The following is a 23470-nucleotide window of genomic DNA, read 5'->3' as shown; positions in this document are numbered from 1 at the left end:
GACAGATCAACTTAGCATTAGCCTTATATTACCAAACATGTCCAATTCCACGATCAAAGGCTTTCAATGCCTGATAGCCTTATTAGTATTATTCACTACTACCACAGCGCAGGTCAAAACCAGTGACCTCAGTATCCGCGATCCCTTTATCTTCACCCATATTGCCGACAGCACCTATTACCTCTACGCCAACGAGCGCCCGCGCATTGCGGTCTATAAAAGTAAAGATCTCGGACATTGGGAGAAGATGGGCTTTGCTTTCGAGGCGCCGGAAAACTTCTGGGGTAAACAGGACTTCTGGGCGCCGGATGTTTATGCGTGGGGGAAGAAGTTTTATATGTTCACCACCTTCAGCGCCCCAGGTATAAAGCGCGGAACTTCCATTTTAATAGGCGATCATCCCGCAGGCCCGTTTACACCATTGGTCAACCATGCCGCCACGCCTGATAGTAATCTGTGCCTCGATGGGATGTTGTACGCCGGGAAAGACAGTCAGCCCTGGCTCGTGTACTGTTGGGAATGGCTTGAAGTAAAGGATGGGCGCATTATGGCACAGCGCCTCTCCCGTGATCTCAAAACCACCAAAGGCAAACCCATAGAACTGCTCCGCGCGGGAGATGCCCCGTGGACCGGTCCCGTAAAAGGCCACAACACAGAAGGCATCGTGACCGACGGGCCTTTCTTTCACCGGGCCTCCAACGGAGAACTACTTATGATCTGGAGCAGCTTCACGAAAGGAGGGAAGTATGCTATTGGCGTGGCGCGCTCGGAAAGTGGGGAACTCAAAGGCCCCTGGAAGCACGATGCGGAACCGCTTAATACCGACGATGGCGGCCATGCCATGCTGTTCCGCGACTTCAGCGGCCAGCTCCGCATATCCTACCACGCACCCAACGGTGCACCACACACCAGAGTGAGGATCTACAAAGTGACAGACGTTAACGGAAAACTGAAAATCGTACTATAAATGCAACTGAAAAGGATGATACTGGCGCTGCTGCTGATTGCAGGCGCAACGCAGGCCCAAACGCCCGCCATAGCACCCGCACAGCTCACCTGCGAGTACCGGCAAAACCCGCTGGGTATTGATGCTGCAAGGCCGCGCCTTAGCTGGATGGTGACTGGTACCGGCCGCAATCTCCGTCAAACCGCGTATGAAATATTGGTTAGTTCAACCGCCAATGGTAATGGCGATATCTGGAAGTCAGGGAAAGTGCGTTCCCCTGATAATATACACATCGCTATCGATGGCACACCGCTGCAATCCTTTACACGGTATTGGTGGAAAGTGAGAATATACGGCGCAGACGGGAAAGCATCCGCATGGAGCGCCCCCGGCTGGTTCGAAACGGGTATTATGGCACCGGTCGACTGGACCGGCACATGGATCGGTGATGGCAGTAAAATACCTGCAAGGCCGGAAGATTTCTTCAAAGACGATCCCATGCCCCTCTTCCGCAAAAGCTTCCCCGCAACAGGAAAGATCGTTTCCGCCCGGCTGTACATCAGCGGTGCGGGTTATTACGAAGCATACATCAACGGACTAAAAGTAGGCACACAGGTGCTCGACCCGGGGTGGACTACCTACCATAAATCCGTGCTTTATGCCGTACACGATATCACCCCGCTGATGAAGCCCGGGCAGAACGTGGCCGGTATTATGGTTGGCAACGGTTGGTATAATCCGCTGCCTTTGAAGATGTGGGGCTCCCGTAACTGGCGGGATTTCCTCACCACCGGCCGCCCCTGCACCAAAGCCATGATCCGTGTTACCTACGCCAGTGGTAAATCGGAAGTAATTGCTACTGACGCCTCCTGGCAAACTGCTCCCGGCCCGGTAGTCCGTAATAACGTATACCTTGGCGAACATTATGATGCCCGCCGCGAAATAAAGAACTGGGCTGCAAGCAACCCTTCCGGCAACTGGACCAGCGCCACTGTAGTGAAGGGGCCTGAAGGGGAAATGCTGGCGCAGGTACAGCCTCCCATCCGCATCACGAAAACCCTTCGTCCACGGAGCGTTAAAGAAGTGAAGCCCGGCACTTTCCTCGTGGATATGGGACAGAACTTCGCCGGTATAGTGCGCCTCCGCGTACAGGGCCCCGCTGGCCGGCAGGTAATATTGCGATATGGGGAAGACACGCTGAAAGATGGCAACGTGAATGTAATGACCGCTGTAGCGGGACAAATCAAAGGCGGTAACGGTGGCCCCGGTGCTCCGCACATCGCCTGGCAGGAAGACCGTTACACCCTTAAAGGAGAAGGCAAAGAAACCTGGACGCCCCGCTTCACCTTCCATGGGTTCCGGTTCGTAGAGATCACCGGCTGGCCCGGCAAGCCTGGTGTAAACGATATCGACGGTCTCCGCCTCAGTGCTGACCTCCAAACTGCCGGTAGCTTCACCAGTTCCAATGCCATGCTGAACCGGCTGGATACCGTTATTCAAAATACTTTCCTGAGCAATGTGTTCAGCGTACAATCCGATTGCCCTGCACGCGAGAAGCTGGCGTATGCCGGAGATATCCTTTGCAGCGCGGGGTCATTCATGTATCATTTCCAGATGCCGGGCTTCTATACCAAAACCCTTCGCGATCATGTGGATGCTCAGCGTCCTGAGGGTGGGATTACTGAAACTGCACCTTATGTTGGTATTGAAGATTCCGGTCCGGGTGATGGTTCCGGCCCTATGGGCTGGCAGGCAGGGTACCCCTTCCTGATCAAAAGAGTGTATGATTTTTATGGAGATAAGCGCATTGTGGAAGTGAATTATCCTGCCATGCAACGGTTGATAAAATTCCTGCAGTCCCGTGCAAAAAATCACCTGTTCGATAAAGAAGACCTTGGTGATCATGAAGCACTGGACGACCGGGAGATTCCTCTCACCGCATCACTCTTTTATTTTCTCAGCGCCAAAGTAATGGCAGACTTCGCGGGGATACTGGAGAAACCAGCTGATGTTGCGGAATACACCAAGCTGAGCAACGATATCCGCTTAGCGATAAAGAATAAATTCTATCAGTCGTCCACAGGCCAGTTCCGCACAGGTACACAAACCGCGCAGTCCATGGGCCTTTGGTCGGATATATTGGATGAAGGCGAAGAAGGGAAAGCACGCGAAGCATTATTGAACGCTATCAGCAAAAAAGATCATCATCTGTCCACCGGCATCTTCGGTACCAAAATGATGTTTGATGTACTGCGTGAGCAGGATCAGAACGAAGTGGCTTACCGCATCGCCAACCAGCGTACTTATCCAGGTTGGGGGCATATGATCGAAAGCGGGGCCACCACGTTGTGGGAAACCTGGAAGTATTCAGATAACACCTTTTCCCAGAATCATCCTATGTATGGCTCCATCGGAGAGTGGTTCTACCGCTCCCTGCTGGGCATTAACGCAGCTGCACCGGGCTTCAGGAAAATCATTATCCGTCCGCAGCCTGCGGGCGACCTCACTTCCGCCAAAGGGCACCTGCGCAGCATGTATGGTACAATCAGCAGCGGCTGGAACATCAGGAATGGCATATTTACGCTTACTACCAGCATCCCGGGTAATACCACGGCGGAAGTTTATATTCCCCTGAAGTATGGGAGCATGGTGAAGGAAAGCGGGAAAGTGATGCAGCCGTTACATACAGAAGGCAGTAATGCTGTGTTTGCCGTAGGTTCCGGGAATTATGTGTTCACAACATCAGGTAAGTAAATGCTAAGAATAACCGGTTTATTACTGTTGCTGTCGATGGCTACTGCCGCGCAGGAAACGATTCTCCTGCATGGCGGTACGCCCCCTCATATGTTGCCCGCTGCGGCAACGGCAAAGGAAAATGTGCGCACGGATAAAACGGTGGGATTGCTGGTGTCCAACATCACGCAGCCTACACTGGAAGTGTTCCTTCCTGAAGCAGGGAAAGCCAATGGCACGGCGGTGATTATTTGTCCGGGTGGGGGATATGGTGTATTACTGATGAGCCGGGAAGGGACTGATGTTGCCAAAGCATTTACGAAAGAGGGCGTTACTGCTTTCGTATTGAAATACCGGCTGCCGGCAGCTTCACTGATGCGCGAGCCTTCGTTAGCCCCTTTACAGGATGCACAGGAGGCTATCCGCATTGTGCGGGAGCGTGCTAAGGAATGGGGGATAGATGAAAAGAAGATCGGCATCATGGGCTTTTCTGCTGGCGGACATCTGGCAGCTACCGCAGGTACGCACTTTGAACAGGCCGTTATCAGAAACAAATTGGGTACTTCCCTGCTGCCTGGTTTTATGCTGCTGGTGAATCCTGTAATCAGTTTCACGGACAGTATTGGCCATGCGGGTTCCAGGAAGAATCTGCTGGGTACAACACCAGCTCCTGAAAAGGTGCGCTGGTTCTCCAATGAGTTGCAGGTAAGTGATAAAACTCCGCCAGCTTTCCTCGTGCATGCGGGAGATGATACAGTGGTGGATGAAAAGAACAGCCTGTATTTCTATCAGGCCCTCCGGAACCATAAGATTCCCGCATCGCTGCATATTTATCAGAAAGGGGAGCACGGCTTTTTAAAAGAACCGGCCTTCGATGAATGGTTCGGCCGCTGCCTCTTTTGGATGCGGCAGGCGGGGTGGATGTAATTATTGGAAGTGATAGCGCAGGCTGATTTATAACTGCTTCAACCCTTTCTCTGTCAGGTATGGCCATAAAAGACCCTGAAACACATTCGTATACGCCTGCTCCGCCTGTTTTCCTTTCAGCCGTTGCGTAAGCTCGTTGTGAGCTAACCAATAATCCCCCACCAGGAAGATCTGCGTAACCAGCTCCTGCAGCACAGGCTCAGGAAACCCTTTCCGGAAAATCCCTTTCTCCTGCCACTTGCCGAATAAGCCCATAAACTCTTTCTCCCTGCGCTTCACCAGTATGTGATACTTCTTTTTGATATCGGGTATGCGCATGCCTATTTCCGGGAAATGAAGGAAGATGAAGCGGTATTTATAGAGAACGGCAAACGATTGTCCGGCGAAAACAAGCAGATCCTTAGGACGGGCGGATGCTGCGGCTTCTACGCCGGCCATAAGTGCATCCATACCTGCGGCAAGTGCTTCATAGAGTGCGGTAATGATATCATCCGTGTGCCGGAAGTGATAATGCAGGTTCCCTGCGCTGATGCCCATTTCCGCCGCAATATGGCGGCTGGTAATGGTGTGGATGCCCTTCTCATTATACAAATCCAATGCGGTCTGCAGAATCTTCGCTTTCGTATCCATCCACAAATATACCCACCTTTCTTTGGAAAACTGATTTAGATTAGGTCTTTTGTTCTAAACGGGTAGTACATTTGTTCTAAATAACTGAAAAATGGAACAAACTACTGAACAGCAACAGTCGGGGAGATCGTGGTTTCAGGGTATCCGGGAGATGTTTCTGCCCCTGAAGCCTACAGACGGGCCGGTGGCCAGAACGTTGAAAGATAGTGCTTTCTACCTCTTCGGTATCCTTGCCCTGCTGGTATCTGTTTCCCTGGCGGCCGTGATAATTTTCGTAGTCTGATATGCGGCTGTTCATTACATCCGCCATTGGATGGAGCATCATCCACGGGTTCCGCGCCCTCGGTTACCCCATTCCCATTCTCAACGGTTACCTTACCGATCTGCTGGCCGTGCCGGTGATGATCCACATCGCCCTGCTGTTCACCCGCCGCTTCCTCGTGCAGGATCCCTCTTTCAGGTATCCCTTCTCCTGGATCCTGTTTATCTCCGCATATGTATCGTTGGTCATGGAAGTGGTGGTGCCGCATTTTTCTCCCGCTTATACGGCCGATGGCTGGGATGCAGTGGTTTACTTCGCGGGAGGCATCTGTTATCACATAACCGGGCAATACCTTTTACGGGTACAGCCGAAATAAGAAAGGGCCGGCTTTCGCCGGCCCTCGCAAGGTTTCCATAAGCATAATATTCATCAGGGGCGTTGCCACCAGAGCTTCGTGCCGGGGTTATCCGCTCCGTTCAGGAGGGCGGCGGCTTTGGTGGTCTCGTCTTTGTTGTTCTTATATTCGTCGGGCGGGAAAGGCAGGCGGTTGATGAAACCGGGTACCGTGCCCCCGCTAAGATTAACTACCACAGGCCAGAGTTTGGGATATCCCGTACGGCGGAACTCCGTCCATGCCTCCTGCCCATCAGGGAAGAGGCTGATCCATTTCTGGGTAATGATCCTTTCCAGTTTTCTTTCCACATTATCCCCATCGTTCCAGGCTATGGTTACAGTGCTGAGGAATGCATCGGTCACCGCTACGTTGTTTTCTGCATTCACAGGGTCAGTATATACTGCGGGTTTGGCGGTGCTGTTGGCGATATATGCCGAAGCATCCCCTGCATCATACTGTGCGAAGGAAGTGCGGATACCTTCTTCATACATAGCTTTAGCCGTGCCTTTCATATCCCAGCCACGAAGCGCACCTTCTGCCCGGAGGAAAAACATCTCGGAAGCGGCCATCACACGGATGGGCGTGCTGCGCTCGATGTTGAGAGGGGAGAAGGTTTCATAATCCGTCTTCACCTTGATGTCGATCCCGTTACGGACACCTTTGAACGGATTGCCCGCGAGCGCAGAAGCACGGAAGTATTTCGGCAGACGGGGATCACTGTACCCTTTAAGGAACGATTCCATGGGAGCGCCCATCCGTATATCATTGTATTCCTGGCTGATCACGTACAGCGAATTGCTAACCGTGATGCCACCACCTGAACGTACCATGGCGTTCTGTGCGTTGGTGGTGAGTACACCGTATTCATTGGCAACTGCTTCCTCTGCTTTTGTTTTGGCTACCTGTGGTTTGGCATAGTACAACCGCATGGCAAGCCGCAGCTTCAGGGAATTGGCAAGGCGTATCCAGTTAGCATATTCACCTCCGTAAACAAGATCGAAAGGCTTCAGCTGCGCTTTACCTCCGGGATTGTTTTTATCGAATGTAGTAAGCGAGGCTATTGCCTGATCCAGCTCCGTGAAGAAGGCGTTGTATACGCTTTCCTGGCTGTCGTAGGGCGTGGAGAAGCCTCCTGCGCCAAATTTACTGTAGGGTATAGGGCCGAATACATCGGTAACGCGGTGCATGGCCGCTACTTTAATGATAGTGGCCACGGCAAAGAGATCCGGGCGCGTGGTTTCTCCACGCTCCTTTACCAGCTTCCAGCCACTCATAACGTTATCAAACGGAACTTTGAACACCCAGTTGTTCCAGTCCATCATGAAATAGTTGGAGTTGTTCTTGCCGCTGTTAAAGGGAGTAGGGATACCCATGAAACCGGAATAGATATCGGCATTGAGGTTTTGCTGCAGCTGGTACTGCCAGTCTACCGTACTGTAAATACTGGTGAGCATGCCAGGAATGAACGCGCCCACATATTTATAATCGTATTTCAATAATGAATCGGTTAACTCATTTGGGTTGGTGTTGAATGACTCAAAGTTTTTGGTGCAGGCCGTTTGTCCGGTGAGGAAAAGCCCCAGCGCTGCGGCGGGCAATAGTTTATATATGGATTGGATACTTTTCATGTTGTTGTGCTTTTGCGGTGAGCATTAGAAGGTAACTTTCAGGTTGGCCCCGATGTTGCGCTGGCTGGGCAGACCGAAGTAATCATAACCCTGGAACTGGTTAGTGGTAAAGGCGGTGATCTCCGGATCGTATGGCGCCTTCTTGTGAATGAGCCACAGGTTGCGGCCAACGAGCGAAAGCTGCAGCTGGCGCACTTTGTTACCCAATGCCTTCGTTGGAATGCTATATCCCAGCGAAAGCTCGCGCAGGCGTACATTGGTTGCGCTGTAGGTATACAGCGCCAGTGCCGATGAAGTAGCGCCGGTTATGCTTTGATAGTAATCTTTCGCGGGCACGGTTTTATCTCCCACTTTCACTCCGCCATTATCCCGGGCTTCTGCTGTACGCTGCGATACGCCGAAGTTATCCATGATGGCCTCTGTGGTGGATACTACTTCGCCGCCAATGCGGGCATCGATCAGGAATGATAACTGGAACTGCTTCCAGCCAAAACTGTTGTTCCAGCCCATGAGGTAACGGGGATTGGCATTGCCTACTTTCTTGTATTCTCCAATCTCGGGAACGTTTTTGTCGTTCAGCGCAATGGTGCCGTCTGCAGTACGTTTCACATCTTTTGCGTAGATGTCGCCATAGCTGCCGCCTTTGCGCACGATGAGCCTGTACCCTGCAAAGTCAGACACCACAAATTCTTCCTGCGTTCTCCGCGTGCCGGTGAACGGATCGGTGTAATCCATCATCTCTACCACCTTATTGCGGTTAAGCCCGTAATTGAGCGTGCTGTTCCATTGTACCTGCCCGATCTTTCCGTTGTAACCCAGACTGGCTTCTATCCCTTTATTCTCGATGTTGCCGGCATTCACATAGTATGCGTTGTAGCCAACTGAGGGCGATACCTCTACTTTGAAATACTGGTTGCGGGTAGATGATTTGTAGTAGGTGGCGGAGAATGAAAGCTTATCGTTCAGGAAGCGCATATCCAGCCCGGCTTCGAAAGAGCGGGTACGCTCGGGCTTCATCTCTGCAAAAGGTTTGGCATGGATGGCCTGAATGGCACCACCGGTAGTAAGGGCGATGGTGGGCATGGAAATATAAATGGGAATGGAGTTGGCTACTTCACTGAGTGAAGTACGCGCTTTCAGGAACGATATTGCCTGCGGGAGTTTCACCATTTCACTGATCACGGCAGAAAGGCCGGCAGATGGATAGAAGTAAGATTGGTTTTGGGTGAATGCCAGTGCAGACGACCATTCGTTCCTCGCCGTTACGTCGAGATACAGCATGTCGCGGAAGCCCAGTTGTGCAGTGGCAAATACAGCCTGTGTCTGTATCCGGTCGTTCTTTTCAAAAGGAGCAAAGCGGGTAAAATCGATGTTGGCGAAAGTGAACATGTTCGCGAACTGCAGGAGGTAGCCATTACTCCAGCCGGTGGCGTTATCTACCACATCCTGCACACTGCTGCCCACATTGGCCTGGATGGAGAAATCACCGGCACGGTGTTGTGCGGTTACGAGAATGTCGGCATATGTCTGCCGTACGAAGGAGCGCGTTTTGTCGTAGCGGCCATTATCACCCGCGAGGAATTTAGGGGTGGATGCGTAGCTCTGTGCTTCATACACATCATTGGTACGGTCGTGCTTCGCACGCCCGGTTACGCTCAGCCAGGGTGTGATGCTATACTTCGCAGCCACGGAACCGATGAAGCGGTTGCGCTGTAATGAGTTGGTATTGCGGTTCACTACCCAGAACGGGTTCTGCAGCATCATACCCGGGTCGGAATAAGGCCAGCGCTGGGTATTGAAGTTGCGGTTCACATTATATTCTTCGAACTGCCGGAAGCTGTTGAAGTCATGCGCACGGGGGAAGAGGTACACGCCCACAATTGGGTTGTAGTACTGGCCCTGTACAGGTACATTGTCCTGATCCATGTTCAGGTACTGTGCGCTTACATCAATGTTCAGCCGGTCGTTGAGCAGACTGGTAGTATGGCGGGCGCTGAAGTTGTAACGGGCATACGTGTTTTTAGGAACGATGCCGGTGGCGTTTACCGCTGCTGCGGAAAAATAGTTCTGGCTGCGCTCGTTGCCTGCAGAAATATTGATGGCATGGGTATAGCTGTTGCCTGTCTGGAAAAAGCTCTTATTGTCGGCATTAGCGGCCTGTTTGTTGCCCCAGCTGTAGAAAGAGCCTGCGGTGGGCGTGGCGCCGTAGCTGCTCTGGAACTCAGGCAGCAGGAGGGGCTTGCTGTAATTGGCATTGAGGGAATAATTCACGGAGGGCTTTCCGCTGCGGCCTTTCTTGGTGGTAAGCAGGATAACGCCGTTAGCAGCCTGGCTGCCATAGAGCGCTGCGGAAGAAGCGCCGGTAAGTGCAGTTACGCTTTCAATATCGTCGGGGTTGATGTTGGCAATACCATCGCTGCCACCGGGTACGGAGAAGCCGTCGGTTTTCTGCTGGGTGAAGAGGTCGGGCAGGGGGATACCGTCTACCACAAACAGCGCGTTGTTATTGCCGTAAATGGATTTGTTTCCACGCATTACTACTTTGGTGGCACCACCCGGACCGGAGGAACTGTTGCTCACGGCCATACCGGCCACTTTGCCGGTGAGGGTATTCACCAGACTGGGGTCTTTTACATTGTTCAGTTCCCCGCCGGAAATGGTTTGTACGTTATAGGTAACGCTGCGGGCCGATTTGCGGATGCCGAGTGCCGTTACCACTACCAGCTCCTTCAGTTTGTTCACACCCTGCCGGAGTGTGAATGAGATGTTCAGCGCTTCGTTACCTGCCTGTATGGTGCTGTCCTGCGCTTCGAACCCGAGGAAGCTCACGCGGAGGGTATGCGTGCCGGCAGGTATATCAGCCAGCCTGAAGCGGCCCTGTGCATCGGTAACGGTGCCGCGGCGGAGGTTACGCAGTTCCACAGTGGCGCCGGGGATGGGAGCACCAGCTTCATCGGCCACCGATCCGGTAATCTGGATGGCTGCGGGTGCGGTTTCGGTAACTGCTTTCTCCTGTATAACGATGATATTATTCCGGATTACGTAGGTAAGGGAGTGGCCTTTCAGGCATTTGTCCAGCACTTCTTCTACCGTGGCGTTCTGCACGTCGATGGTAACGGGTGCGGCGCTGCGGATAAGTTTCATGTCGTACAGGAGGGAGTACCCGCTCTGCTTCTGGATCTCCGTAAAGATCCTGCCCAGCGGTGCATTCTTCCTGCTGAGGGTGATGGTTTGGGAGAAGCCGGCGGCGCTGACGTGCAGGGCTGCCGCAAGCATCAAAATGGCCGTTAATTTCATAACGAGTAATAGTTTAGCAGGCAAGAGCCGTTTACGTGGCATGGCTTTGCCGGACACAAGTAGTTTCATACTTTTGTACAGTTTGGGTTTGGTAATGTAAATAGTGTTTAACCGCGCTTTTCTGACGAACCCGAACAAATCCGCCGGGAGTGTTGACGCACTCCTGGTTTCGTTTAGGGCTGTCTCACATTGTCAGCTTTTCATGTTTTATCTGATTTTGGTTTGACTTCGTTGCTGTTATGGTAATACTTCGAGCTTTCTTCCCTGTATACGGCAATTAACGCCACTGCTGCGGAGGGCGTCTACCATCGCCTGGAGGCTTACATTCCGGGCTATCCGCCCTGCAAATTCACGGTCGGAGATATCTCCTTTCCATTCTACTTCCACATCGTACCAGCGCCCTATCTGCCGCAGCAGCACGGGAAGGGTAGTACCTTCAAACTGGAAATACCCGTTCTTCCATGCCAGCGCCTGCTCCATGTCGGCAGCTTTTACTTCCAGCATGCCCCCGGCAATAAACCGTGCTTCCTGCCCCGGGCGCAATTGCACTGCATTCCCTTTCCGGGTTACGCGCACCGCACCTTCCAGCAGGGCAGTTCGGGCCTGCGGCTCTTCGGCATAAGCGTTCACATTGAACTTGGTTCCCAGTACTTCCACCACCGCATCACTGACCTTTACACGAAAGGGTTTTGCCGCATCAGCAGCCACTTCAAAATATCCTTCACCTGTCAGCTCCACCAGCCGCTCGTTACCCGTAAAGGCGGAAGGAAACCGGAGAGATGAAGCGGCGTTCATCCATACCACCGTGCCATCCGGCAACTGTACCTGGTACTGGCCGCCGTTGGGGGTTGCAATGGTGTTGTATACCGGCGCACCGCCATCTTCTTCGGAATGGTACTGTATACGCCCGCCATCGAGCTTCACGATTCTGGTGTTGCCCTGTTGGGAAAGATCGCCGGCATTGGCATCGTCAAGGTTAATGACGGAGCCGTCGCCGAGGGTGAGCGTGGCTTTATTACCACCGGGTACGGGCTTTGGCGCCTGCGTAATGGCTGGTTTGTCTTGTTGCTGAGTTTGGCGGTAGATGAACCAGCTGCCAGCTACCAGCAGCAGTACCGCTGCTGCGGCAGCTATCTTCCGCCAGATGGGGTATATATGGGGGGCAGGTAGCTGTTCCTCATATTCCAGCCTTTGCCGCAGACCGGCTACGGATGCGGCAGTGGGTACCGGATAGGCTTTCAGTGCATCGGATACACCGGCTTCGTCCAGCATGGCATGGAACTCATCAGGCGAAGCAGTATCCAGCCAGGCGTGGAATGCCTGCTCTTCCTCCGGCGTAAGCGTGCCGGAGGCGTATTTCTCCAGGCAGGAAATGATTTTATCCCTTGTCATGCGCTAAAGACGGGCGACAAAGAAAAAAGGACACCCCCTCCGGAAAATATTTTTTAACGGGAAAGAAAAATGAGGGCCAGCATGCCTGCCGTCCACTCCGCATGCAGCCGCAGGTAGTCTTTCACCTGTGCCGTAGCCGTACTCAGGTGCTTTTTTACGGCCGACCGGGATATGCGCAGCCGGGCGGCAATCTCATCGAGCGATAAGCCTTCTTCTGTACTCAGGAGGAAAACAGCCTTCCTGCGCTCAGGCAGGTGGGTAATAGCCTCACGGGCCATACGGTGGTACTCCCGGTAGGCCACGGCAGCCTCGGTAGGGTTATCCAGCAAAACATCCTTTTGCTGCAGATGGTGGATGGCCTTGCGGCCGGATTGGTTTTTACGGAGCAGGTCCACCATCCGGTTCTTGGCCATGCGGAACAGGTAATCCTCGAGGGACCTAACTCCGGTAAGAGTATCACGGCATGCCCAGACTTTGAGGAATACATCCTGCACGATTTCTTCCGTGTCTTCGTGCTGGCGGTTAATGAAGAAGATGAAGCGGTACAGGCGGGGATAGTAATGCACGTACAAACGGGTAAACGCATCCATGTCGCCGGCTATGGCCAGCTGCAGGAGGGTGCGCTCATCTCCGGGCGTCAGGTGTTCACTGTCGGTACGTCCGCTCAACATGGAATTACTTGTCTGATACTGCGGTAAGGTAATAATTATTTGGAAACCGGTAATTATTCGTGACCTCCGCGCATGCCCAGCAGGCGGCGGTAGATTTCTGCAGCTATGGGGCCGGGCTTACCATTGCCTACCGGGCGGCCGTCGATATTCAGTACCGGTGTAACGATCTTGGTGGTGCTGGTAATGAACGCTTCGCGTGCGGTAACGAGGGAGGAAAGGGGAAGCTGTGCTTCCTGTGGCCGGAGGTCGCGCATGGTCAGGATCTTTTTGCGGGTAACCCCTTTCAGGATACGGTCGGCCGGGGTGATGAGGTCGCCGTTTTCAGTTACTGCCCAGAAGTTAGCCCGGGGGCATTCTCGTACGGATCCGTTCTGGTGATACAGCACATCATCGGCATGATGCTCGCGGATGTAAGGCTGCAGATAAATTGCCTGCAGGTAATCGATGGTTTTAACTTCAGGCAGTTGGCGCTGATAATCATGCTTTACCAGCTGAATGCCTTTATCGAAAATGGCCGGGTCGTAATGATACGGCGCCAGTGTAATGAGCAGATTGGGAGTGGCAAGGGTATATCCGTTTTCAGAATAGCCTCCGGTAAGCGTGATGCGCACGCCTGCATGTGGCACTCCGTTTATTTCAATGAGTTCTCTCAGCAATTGCTTCAGCCTGCTGCGGTCTACATCGGGTGTGAGCCGCATTACGGAAGCAGAGTGGTAGAAGCGGTCGAGGTGGTCTTCGAGGAAAACAGGTTCCCATTCCCTTGCACGGAAATAATCGAATATACCATACCCGCGTTGTATGGAGAGGTCGGAGATAAGAACTTTCGCTTCGCTTTCCGGAACAATGGCTCCGTTGATGATGGCATGGCTCATGGTTGCAAACGGTTATACTGTTGAAGGATAGGGATTACTTTGTCTAAAGGTAAGGCTTCCACGGTGTTGCCCTGCTGCCCTTTGGATGAGCGGGCCATAAAAAGGGAATTGATAATGGCTTCTTCCGTTGCTTCTATGGCAGCCATGAACAGGGGCGACATGTTATCGTTCTGCAGCAGGGATACGGATTGCACCGGCTGATCGCTGCTATAGGGAACACGCAATCCTGCCGCGGTAGAGAAGGCGATCACATAATCACCGCTGCCGTTGGATGCGATGCCGCCTGTTTTTCCCAGTCCCAGCATGGCCCTGCTGGCAAGGCGCATCAGGTTCCGGTGATCGATGGGCGCATCGGTAGCCACCACTATCATACAGGAACCATCTACATTATTCAGTAAGTGATTGCTGAAGTTGAATTTCCCCAACTTCCTCCCAACAGGCGCACCGTTCACTTCCAGTGCCCCTCCGAAATTGGATTGTACAATCACGCCCACGGTATACCCGCCCAAACTGGCAGGCAGTTTACGCGATGCAGTGCCTATGCCGCCTTTGAAACCAAAGCATACAGTACCGGTACCCGCACCCACATTGCCTTCTTCCACTTTACCAGTAGCGGCCTTCTGAATGGCAGCAGTTACGTCTTCTGTCGTTACATGCCGGCCACGGATATCGTTGAGATAACCATCATTCGTTTCACCTACCACTGCATTTACGGACTGTACTTTCTCATTGCCCTTTTCTGCCAGTGCCAGTCCGGTTACGGCCTGCATGGCCACCGGCACACTGAGGGTATTGGTGAGGACGATGGGTGTTTCGATATTACCCAGCTCGTTTACCTGGGTACTACCCGCCAGCTTTCCGAAGCCGTTGCCGACAAAGATGGCGGCAGGAACTTTTTGCTGGAAGAGGTTGCCATCGGCTGGGATAATAGCAGTTACACCAGTGCGTACAGAGTCGCCTTTGATGAGGGTGGTATGCCCCACCTTCACGCCCTGTACATCCGTGATACTGTTCAGCACACCGGGTTGCATCACGCCAATGCGGATACCGTATTCCCGTGCGCGCTTGCGCTCCTGTGCGGCCAGCGCTCCGGGGAGGAGGAGCAGGGCCAGAATGGCTGAACGATTGAACATGATACAATGATAATGATTTTTTCAGGGGGCGAAAAGGGGCTTCTGTAAAAGCAGAACGCCCCCGTTTCCGGAGGCGTTGCCAATTTATCATAATTGCTGATCAGGGCATGTTATCGCGGCAGGGGAGGAAGGTAAACATCCACTTTACCGGGTTTTGCCAGTCGCGGCCTTTAAAGGTGGTTACGGGAGCTTTGATTTCCACGATGTTCCAGCCTTTCTTCAGCATCACTTTCGCAGGAGCACGGTAAGCATAACCTTCGTTAGTATAAGGTGTTTCGAGGGTAATGGTTTTGCTGGCGTTTTCCCATACCGGAGGGGGGATGATGTTACCATTCACCCGGATGCTGCTCTGGCGGCTGTCCCATGCACCGGCAACGGGAGGCAGGGAAGCGTGGGAACGTGAGAAATCATGGAAGCCTATCCAGCAATCGGTTTCTCCATCCCGGTCGCTCCAGATTCGGGTGGAGGCATACCAGGTGGTGTTCTCTGCCGGGTTTGACAGCAGTCCCTGCGGATTAGGTGCCCACCAGTGACGCAGGATAATAGTGCCGCCAACGGCAGTCTGGGATGGTTTAGCGGCCGCGGTATCGAACTCCTGTGCAGGGTTACCACTGTTCGCAAACGGACCGTACAGCTGCCACTGCTGCCCGCTTTGCGGATAGTAGGTAAACGGCAGGCCTTTGAAGTACCGCACCTTATGATCTGTCAGCCGCTTCTCGAACTCAGCGAATGCTGCGGCTATCTCCGGACCTATATGAACTTTAATGCCCGGTGTGCCACCACCTTTCCAGGTGCGCTCGGCGAATGTGAGGAGCGACGGATAGGCCGGGTTCATGATCATTACGTCTTCTTCATGGGTAACATTCCGGTCGTGCCAGAGGCAAAGCGTTCCGCCGAGTGCGGAGGCATTGCCCACAGGCGTATTGCAGAGCTGGCGCTGGTAAATGCTTATAACGCTTTCCAGCGGGTCCATGTGGTTGATGTAGAGCTGGCGGGAATCGATGTAGCGGATATTTTCTTTCCCCTCTTCAATATCCCCTTCAGACCATAACTGCCGCAATACGCTTTCCGGGAAGTTGCCACCCGGCATCCAGCCTATTACTTTCTTACCCATGTTTTCGAGGAGGGCAGTCATTTCCGGGAGGAACGCTTTGTTGGTGATCTTCACTTCATCGGCTCCGATGTGCAGGTAAGGCAGGTCATATTCGGCACAAAAGTCTTTAAGGATCTGTTTAACGATGGCCGCGCCGGAATCGCTTTGCATATCCACACCCATGGCTCTGCGGAAGGCGGCGCTATGCCCGGGCATATCTATTTCCGGCACCAGTTCTATGTGGCGCTCGCGGCAATAACGGATCAGTTCATGCAGGTCTTTTTCTGAATAGAACTTCCCTTTCTGCCGGATCATATGACGGGCTTCGGTGAGCTGAGGGTAATGCTTGAAGTGGAGCCTCCAGGCCACGTCTTCCGTAAAATGGAAATGAAACACGTTCATTTTGTAACGGCTCATGATATCGATCTGCTCTTTAAGTAGTGCCATAGGCTGGTAATTACGGCCCACATCTACCATGTACGACCGCCAGGAGAATGCCGGCCAGTCGCGGATGGAGCAGCCCTCAATATAACCGGAAGCACTCAGCTGGCGAAGGGTTTGCAGGGCATTAAAAATACCATGGGCTGTGCCGGCCGTAACCTTCACTTCCTGCGCGCCTGCTTCAATGGCATACGCTTCTTCCGCATGTACCGGTACGGTAATCTCCGCTTTTACAAGACGGATTACTTTTTCACCGGCCGGAGCTTTCCGCACGATTTTAATATTGCGGAAACCCTGCTCTGCCAGCATAGCCTGCAGCCGTAGGGCTTCTGCTTTCAGCGCCGGATCGGAATATATTATTGACCGGCAGGCTGCCAGTTCAAAACGTGCATCGCGCCACGTCAGTTCTGCAGGGAGCGGTAATAACGAAGGACGGGCATTTTCAGTTAGAACTACAGGGGAATTGGCTACGGGCGATGCCGCTTGTGCAGCATGCAAACAGAAGGCCAGGAGGCCTCCGAAGAGTAGGCGTGGAAGTCGGAATGTCATGAATTAATATGCTACGTTGGTAAATACAATCTGTTTGTAATCGTCGTATTCGAACAAGATACCCACTTTCTTTTTACCATTTGCCACCAGATCGGAATAGGCGGTATGGGAGTTCCTGCGTGGGTTATCGGGCCGGTTAGCGATGGGGATGCTTTTGTAATACGATTTGCCATCGTTGCGGCTTACCCGCAGCACGAGGTTATTGCGCTGTACGGTATCGGCATTATTGCAGAACAGCAGGATGCGTTTCCTGGCGCTGCCCACGCTTAATACCGCGCCCTGGCATACAGGGTCTGGCAACTGGCGGTCGAAGAAGGTAGTGTCCCATGTGGCGCCGCCATCACTGCTTTCTGCAATGATACGCGACCTTTCATCCCCCCGCTGATTGCGGATGTTCATCACCATTCTATCGCCTTTCAGCTGAGCAGCCATAGCTTCATTTCCACCGGGCGTACTTACGGTTTCGCTGAGGTGGAAGGTTTTGCCGTGATCATCGGTATAAAAGCCGTGTGCCTGGTAATCTTTAAACTCCCTGTCGGGCGTACCGGAAGAGTGATTCGCAGCTACGAATATTCTTCCCTTGAATTTACCATCTGCAAACTGCATGGCGTGGCCGGGTGTATTGGCATAGCTGCGCCAGTCTTCTTTGAAATTATATGCAGGATTGAGATCAGGACGGTTAGGCCGGTGCGTTTGCGTGGTGATGTTTACGGCATCCGACCAGCTGAGGCCGCCGTCTGTTGAAGTCTTATACCATACTTCGCGCAGCCCTTTCCCTTTTCTTACTTCACTTTCATGATTGTCGCCGGTATTGTAAAAGAGGAAGATCCTGCCGCTGGGATATGCCGGATCAGTCATATCTACTACAGGCGCAGGGTTACCTGCCTGCAGATTATTGTAATCCACCACGGTGCGTAATGCACTCCAGGTTTTACCGCCATCGGCGCTTTCTTTCAGTACGATATTGATATCCCCGAAATCCCCGGCATGGTCTACCCGGCCTTCACAGAATGCGAGCAGTTTACCGCCGGCAGATACAATGGCGGGAATGCGATAACTTTTATGGCCATCCTGCCCGCTGACAAACACGGGCGTAAAAGATTGCTGTGCCTGCACACCTGCACCAGACAGCAAAAGGAACAGGCTAAAGAAATATTTATGGATCATGTTACAATTTTTAAGGTTCAATACGGAGGCGGAATGTGGATGCCGGTAATCCGGCGGCATTCTGAAGATTTGCGTCCGTATAGGGCTGCCATCCGTAATATACGAAAGCAGGCCTTTCAGGAGCCGCAATTTCCACAGTATTCCCATGAATAGTGGCGGCTGCGGGATGTATGCCGTCGAGGGAAAACCCTTTCAGCATTGCGCTTCCGGCAGGCCGCAGCCCCTCCGCCCAATTAAAATGAATAATGACTTTCCCGGCTGCATACGCTGCTTTTTGCGCAAGTGGTCCGGATGGTACAACCGCATACCCGTAAAAGTCATATAGTGCCCATGCGGCAAGGCGTTCACCTACCATCTTCTTATCAGTGGGGTGTACGTCATGCATAGCCCCCACATCGCTGGACACAGCCATGCCGGTATGCGGAACTTCCTGCAGCATACGCCGCTGCCCGTCGCGGAAAGCAGGCCATAAGTGAGAACGGTATTTAATGCTGTCGATGGAAGAGAGCTGTACAAAATAACAGGGGCGTTCGGCCAGTAGTGGCGATAGGCTTCCAGTATTACCCTAAATAGCCGGCCGTATTCCTCCACGCGTGCCATTTCCTGTGCATTGGTTTCCCCCTGATAGAAGAGGAAGCCGGCAATAGGATTTTCAGTTAGTCGCCGCAATCCTTTATCGAATGCAAAACCCGGTTTATATCCATGAGCTGGCCCTTCAACACTGGAATCTGCTCCGCGGTTCTGCCTCCCTCTTTCCCGGGCCCAGTCGGGCAGGTGCTTATTCTCCAGCCAGTTGCCACGTACTTTTTGCACAAATACGGAGTCTGCCGCCAGTGCTTCTTTCGGAATAAATGTTTCCAGTGGTGCGCCACCAATGGCCAGGTGTACCAGCCCGATGGGAACGCTCGTCTGCTTCGTTACCCGCTCCGCAAAGTAAAATGCCACAGCACTCATGCTGCGGATGGAGGTACTATCGCACTGTTCCCAATATCCTGTGTAAAAGGTGCCGCCATCAATGAGGCGGGCAAGACTGTCGGGGAACGCCGTACCGTAAATCCCTTTCCCGATGTACCGGGGATTATACTGGCGTATCAGCGGCCGGGCAACAAATGGTTGTAACGATTTGTAATGCGCCTCCCCATTCATAGGAAACTCCATGTTAGATTGCCCGAGGCATAGCCACACATCGCCCACCAGCAGGTCGCGGAGCTTTATACGCTCTTTGCCGGAAGTGATGAACATATCACCGGGCACGGCATTCGCTTTCATCGGGCGTAGCTGTACACGCCAGCTACTGTCTCCCCCGGCACGGGCAGCAAGCTTTTGGCCGCTGAAGGTAATATGCACGGTTTGCCCCGGCGTGGCTTTCCCTTCGAGTGTGAGGGGCTTTCCACGCTGCAGCACCATATGGTCCATCCATTCCGGCGCGGTTTTCAGTTGCCCTAAAGCCAGCGCCGGAGTCAGGATCAGCAATGCGATGCCCCTGACCATACTGCGTTCTTTTGAAGATAAGTGTTCAATATCTGCATACAATACCATTCCTGGCGTGGTAAATGGAAAGGCCCTTTAAACAGGTTACCCTTCGCAGTTTGTGCAATACTGCCATCGCGGTGAAGATAGCCAAACCATTCGCCATGTTCCTTGTCGTGGAAGCGGGCGTAGGAATAATCGTGTACCTGCCGGTGCCATTGTGCGTATTTGGGATTGCCGGTTACAAGATAGGCTAGGAGTGTGGCAATGATGGTTTCGTTATGCGGCCACCAGAACTTCATATCCTGCCAGTATTCCTGAACAGGTTTGTTATACACATCCCGGAAGTAGAGAATGCCTCCATGCTGCTCATCCCATCCGCGCTCCCACATATAATCCAGCATGCGGCAACCCAGGCTGATCAGCCGCGCATCGTTACCACGGTGCATTGCCTCATGGAGAATGAACCAGGCCCCTTCAATGGCATGCCCGGGGTTTAATGTTCTGCCGTCGATATGATCGATGATGGAACCATCCGGTGCCACCTGCTCCATCACACAACGGATATCGTCTTTTACAAAGTATTGTTCAATCTCATTAATCCAGTTATCGATCAGCGCATCACAACGCGGGTCACCAATAGTATCACGCAGCTGCTGCGCTGTGTTGAGCATGATCATGGGCACACCAATCCCTTTAGCCGGGCGTGTTGGCTCAAACTTGGGTTGCAGCAGTCCGGGGATGGTAGCGTATTCCACGCATTTACCAAACAGCTCCCGTGCCTGGGCTGCGATGTTCTCGTCGTTCGTAGCACGGGCATAGGATGCCATGGCTATTACGGCAAAGGTTTCGGAGAAATAATAGCGGCGCTTGCGGATAGGGGCGCCATTGCGGGCTACGTGGAAGAACATCCTGCCATCGGTATCAAAGCAATGGTTTACGAGGAATTCATATCCCAGCTTTGCCCCTTCCAGCCAACCCGGACTGGGCACTACCGTGTTGTACAGAGTAGATAACAGCCAGGTGGCCCGTCCCTGGATCCATACGGCCTTGTCGTCGTCAATTAGTTCCCCGTTGGCATCACGCATCAGCAGAAAGCCACCGTGCTTATGGTCGTAGGAGCGCGGGAACCAGAACGGCACCGTGTCGTTCAGTAGTTGTCCGGCGTAAAAATCGCGCAGTCCTTCCAGTTCCTGATATGAGTATTGCATAGTGTAGTTTTTAGCGGTAAACGTTTTAGCGGTAGATGGTTAAACCCTGGATATTTTGTGTTTTCGGAAACAGTATACTCCATGCGTATCCGGTGATGACGCAGGAGGCGAGGCCTGTAAAGGCGTACATGAGTAAATGCATATCGGTGTATTGCAGCAGCAATACCTGTATAATGGCGCTGGCCATAAAGCCGGCTATAGCGCCTGCTCCTGTGGCCCTGCGGGTAAAGATGCCCAGTACAAAGAGGCCGCCCACACCGCCGGTGAATAATCCCAGTATGAGGTTGAACTGGTCCCAAAGCGAAGTGGCGCCCTGCTCTGCCATAGACCAGGCAAAGCCGGTTCCCAGTAACCCCACCAATAGCGTGGTGATCTTGGCGGAACGGAGGTAATACTTATCTCCTTTTTCCGGCGATAATCTCCGGAGGAAGTCGTTTACAAACACGGTAGACACCCCGTTCAGGCTGCCGTTCAAACTACCCATGGCAGCGGCAAAGATGGCAGTGATGACCAGCCCGGCCACACCGGGTGGTAGTTGTGTTACGATGTACCAGGGGAAGATGGTATCCTGCGCATCCAGTGCCATATTCACCTGCCCGGGATGATCGCGGTAGAATAGGAAAAGGAGTGTGCCGATGGCGAAGAAGATGATGGTGGAAGGCAGGGTGAGCCATGCGCCCAGCTTCAGGCTTTTTACTGCGGTCTTTTCATCGGGCGTGGTTAGGTAACGCTGTACCACCGTCTGGTCGCAGCCATACTGAATAAGGTTCAATGTAAATCCGCCGATGATAACTACCCAGAAGGTGGCCGATGTAAAGTCGAACCGGAAATCAAACAGCCTCAGTTTGTTGTACTGCTCCATCGTATGGGCAACTGCAGCTCCGTCGCTTTTGAGGGACAGGGGGATGAGGATCAGCGCGAGTAATGCCCCCGCCAGCAGGATGATCACCTGCACCACTTCCGTCCAGATAACGGCCTCAATACCTCCAAGCACTGTATAGAATAAGCTCACCGCGCCCATAAGGAGGATGCTCAGCTTTACATCAATACCTGTTACTACTGAAAGGGCAATAGCCGGCAGCAGGATCACAATGCCCATCCTGCCCAGTTGCAGCAGAATGTACATACCAGCTGATACAGAGCGAACGGCATAACTGAAGCGCTTCTCAAGGTATTCGTAAGAGGAGGTAACCCCCAGTTTGCGGTAATAAGGAATGAAGAAACGTACCACCAGCGGCATGCACAGGATGATGGTCATGAGCAGGAAGAAGTAGGTCCAGTCGGTAGCATATGTTTTGGCCGGAATACCAATGAAAGTAATGGCACTAAGTTTGGCGCCGAAGATGCTGAGCCCGGTAGCCCATCCGGGAATCTTTTCCCCGCCTTTGAAATAATCTGCAGTGGAATGCTGATGGCGGGAAGTCCATAGTCCGATCACTACCATGCCGATGAAGTACAACCCCAGTACAATGTAATCGGTAAGAGCAAAGTAAGACGGCTTGCTGATAGTGCCTTTCAATATATCGGTGGTGCGTGTGCCGGGGCGTATTTCGCCACTGGGAATATAGATGTCGCCATTCCATTTCACGGCAGTTGCAGTAACGGGTGCTGCATAGGGTAGCTGGCCGGTAACGGTCCAGGTATCGGTAATGGTATTGTATAAAAGAACGTCTTTGCTGAATCCGGGATGGTCGCGGAGGATGGAGAGCTTCTCCTCTGTAAGTTTCGCTTTTCCATCGCCCTCCGATAGTGCTATCTGCGCATTGAGGGTTTCGATGCGGTGAAAGATGTCGCCTTTGTCGCCACCCATTACCAGGATGTAACTGGCGCCGGTGGCCACTGCGGTGGCGGCGGATAATGTGGTAATGCCTTTTTCGTCGTGGACAGGGGCAACAGGTGCCCATTGGTTACGCCCGGGGTCATAGGCCCAGGCTTTGGAAGAGCGGTCGCTGATACCTGAAGCGGTACGTGCGCGGCCACCGATGAGGTAGAGTTGAGTTTTAGATCCGTTGGACTGTGCCACCAGTAAACTGTGCGAGAGCGCGGCAGGTATATCGGCCAGCATTTTCCAGGAAGGGTTGGGAGCAGCAAGGTCGATGGATAGCAGTGCGTTGGAAACCCGTTCGCTGTTTTCCCCGCCGGCCACATAAACTGTTTGGCCGATTGCCGCCGCGGCAGCATTGGTGAGGGGAAAGGGCAGCGGCGGAAGGTTTTTCCTGACTACTTTTCCCGGTGTTTCCTGCCATTGGAGTAGGAACGTTTGGGTAAGGGCGCCGTTATCATTTTCCCCGCCGATACATACTACCCCATCAGGAACGGAAGCACTGGCGCCATAGGCAGCCGGGTTTTCAAAAGGGAATACCGTTACGGTATCTCCCCGCATCACATACACTTCACTGCGGTAAGTTTTTTTGCCTCCTTCCCAGGGCATACCGTTGGGGAAATTGGCGCCACCTGCAAGGATGAGCGCGTTGTTATGGATGCCCGTAAAGGCCCCCGCAACACCAGGTTGCGGGGTGCCATCGGGCAAAGCGGGCAATGTGGCGGCTACATCCCACCGGATTTGGTTGGGCTGTTGCGCATTACCTTTATTGATCCAGGAAAAGAACAGGCTTGCTGTGAGCATGAATCGAATGTCTCGGATGAATCGCATG

General features: G+C 53.0%; 18 protein-coding genes. 5 read left to right on the top strand and 13 right to left on the bottom strand.

Annotated features, from left to right (window positions below; all coding sequences use genetic code 11):
- The first annotated feature begins 37 nt into the window (after positions 1–37).
- Genes DEV76_RS00165 through DEV76_RS00155 form a run of 3 tightly spaced genes read left to right on the top strand, consistent with a single transcriptional unit; the run spans position 38 to position 4606 of the window.
- The gene (locus tag DEV76_RS00165; protein WP_157962627.1) at positions 38–967 is read left to right on the top strand and encodes a glycoside hydrolase family 43 protein; all 930 of its coding nucleotides are present in this window, start codon (positions 38–40) and stop codon (positions 965–967) included.
- The gene (locus DEV76_RS00160; protein WP_109693906.1) at positions 968–3700 is read left to right on the top strand and encodes a family 78 glycoside hydrolase catalytic domain; all 2733 of its coding nucleotides are present in this window, start codon (positions 968–970) and stop codon (positions 3698–3700) included. It begins immediately after the preceding gene.
- Complete coding sequence (locus tag DEV76_RS00155; protein WP_198651890.1) at positions 3701–4606, top strand: alpha/beta hydrolase; 906 nt, start codon at positions 3701–3703, stop codon at positions 4604–4606.
- 27 nt (positions 4607–4633) lie between these two features.
- On the opposite strand, the gene DEV76_RS00150 is transcribed toward DEV76_RS00155, so the two are convergent.
- Complete coding sequence (locus DEV76_RS00150; RefSeq protein ID WP_109693903.1) at positions 4634–5236, bottom strand: TetR/AcrR family transcriptional regulator; 603 nt, start codon at positions 5234–5236, stop codon at positions 4634–4636.
- A 91-nt stretch (positions 5237–5327) separates the two neighbouring features.
- Between DEV76_RS00150 and DEV76_RS00145 the strand changes: the two genes are divergently transcribed.
- Both DEV76_RS00145 and DEV76_RS00140 read left to right on the top strand, forming a co-directional pair.
- Entirely contained in the window at positions 5328–5519 is a 192-nt protein-coding gene (locus tag DEV76_RS00145) for a hypothetical protein (RefSeq protein WP_109693901.1), read from the top strand.
- Position 5520: 1 nt separating this feature from the next.
- Positions 5521–5874, top strand: coding sequence for a hypothetical protein (locus DEV76_RS00140; RefSeq protein WP_109693899.1), 354 nt, complete (start codon positions 5521–5523; stop codon positions 5872–5874).
- 53 nt (positions 5875–5927) lie between these two features.
- Here DEV76_RS00140 and DEV76_RS00135 read toward each other — a convergent pair whose 3' ends face one another.
- From DEV76_RS00135 to DEV76_RS00080, 12 genes are all read right to left on the bottom strand, one after another.
- Positions 5928–7520: a RagB/SusD family nutrient uptake outer membrane protein gene (locus DEV76_RS00135; RefSeq protein WP_109693897.1), complete on the bottom strand. Its 1593-nt coding sequence runs from the start codon at positions 7518–7520 to the stop codon at positions 5928–5930.
- A gap of 24 nt (positions 7521–7544) precedes the next feature.
- Positions 7545–10886, bottom strand: coding sequence for a SusC/RagA family TonB-linked outer membrane protein (locus DEV76_RS00130; RefSeq protein WP_109693895.1), 3342 nt, complete (start codon positions 10884–10886; stop codon positions 7545–7547).
- Between the two features lie 168 nt (positions 10887–11054).
- Complete coding sequence (locus tag DEV76_RS00125) at positions 11055–12209, bottom strand: FecR family protein (protein WP_109693893.1); 1155 nt, start codon at positions 12207–12209, stop codon at positions 11055–11057.
- A 53-nt stretch (positions 12210–12262) separates the two neighbouring features.
- Positions 12263–12880: an RNA polymerase sigma factor gene (locus DEV76_RS00120; RefSeq protein WP_109693891.1), complete on the bottom strand. Its 618-nt coding sequence runs from the start codon at positions 12878–12880 to the stop codon at positions 12263–12265.
- Between the two features lie 53 nt (positions 12881–12933).
- Positions 12934–13752: an aminotransferase class IV gene (locus DEV76_RS00115; protein WP_109693889.1), complete on the bottom strand. Its 819-nt coding sequence runs from the start codon at positions 13750–13752 to the stop codon at positions 12934–12936.
- Complete coding sequence (locus DEV76_RS00110; protein ID WP_109693887.1) at positions 13749–14885, bottom strand: DmpA family aminopeptidase; 1137 nt, start codon at positions 14883–14885, stop codon at positions 13749–13751. The genes DEV76_RS00115 and DEV76_RS00110 overlap by 4 nt, the downstream gene beginning before the upstream one ends.
- A gap of 100 nt (positions 14886–14985) precedes the next feature.
- Positions 14986–16968 carry a beta-N-acetylhexosaminidase gene (locus tag DEV76_RS00105; protein WP_109693885.1) on the bottom strand — a complete coding sequence of 661 codons (1983 nt, stop codon included), beginning with the start codon at positions 16966–16968 and terminating at the stop codon, positions 14986–14988.
- A gap of 3 nt (positions 16969–16971) precedes the next feature.
- Entirely contained in the window at positions 16972–18135 is a 1164-nt protein-coding gene (locus tag DEV76_RS00100; protein WP_109693883.1) for a sialidase family protein, read from the bottom strand.
- A gap of 10 nt (positions 18136–18145) precedes the next feature.
- Positions 18146–18520, bottom strand: coding sequence for a hypothetical protein (locus DEV76_RS00095; RefSeq protein ID WP_157962626.1), 375 nt, complete (start codon positions 18518–18520; stop codon positions 18146–18148).
- Positions 18484–19626: a hypothetical protein gene (locus DEV76_RS00090; RefSeq protein WP_109693879.1), complete on the bottom strand. Its 1143-nt coding sequence runs from the start codon at positions 19624–19626 to the stop codon at positions 18484–18486. Before DEV76_RS00090 ends, DEV76_RS00095 begins: the two co-directional genes overlap by 37 nt.
- On the bottom strand, positions 19602–20816 hold the full coding sequence (locus tag DEV76_RS00085; RefSeq protein WP_109693877.1) for an AGE family epimerase/isomerase: 1215 nt from the start codon (positions 20814–20816) through the stop codon (positions 19602–19604). The genes DEV76_RS00090 and DEV76_RS00085 overlap by 25 nt, the downstream gene beginning before the upstream one ends.
- Positions 20817–20841: 25 nt before the next feature.
- On the bottom strand, positions 20842–23469 hold the full coding sequence (locus tag DEV76_RS00080) for a sodium:solute symporter family transporter (RefSeq protein ID WP_198651888.1): 2628 nt from the start codon (positions 23467–23469) through the stop codon (positions 20842–20844).
- Position 23470: the final 1 nt, after the last annotated feature.

This window comes from Chitinophaga deserti (assembly GCF_003149455.1).
GTDB lineage: Bacteria > Bacteroidota > Bacteroidia > Chitinophagales > Chitinophagaceae > Chitinophaga > Chitinophaga deserti.
The sequence above is the reverse complement of the archived record's forward strand: the minus strand, read 5'-3'. Positions and strand labels throughout refer to the sequence as shown.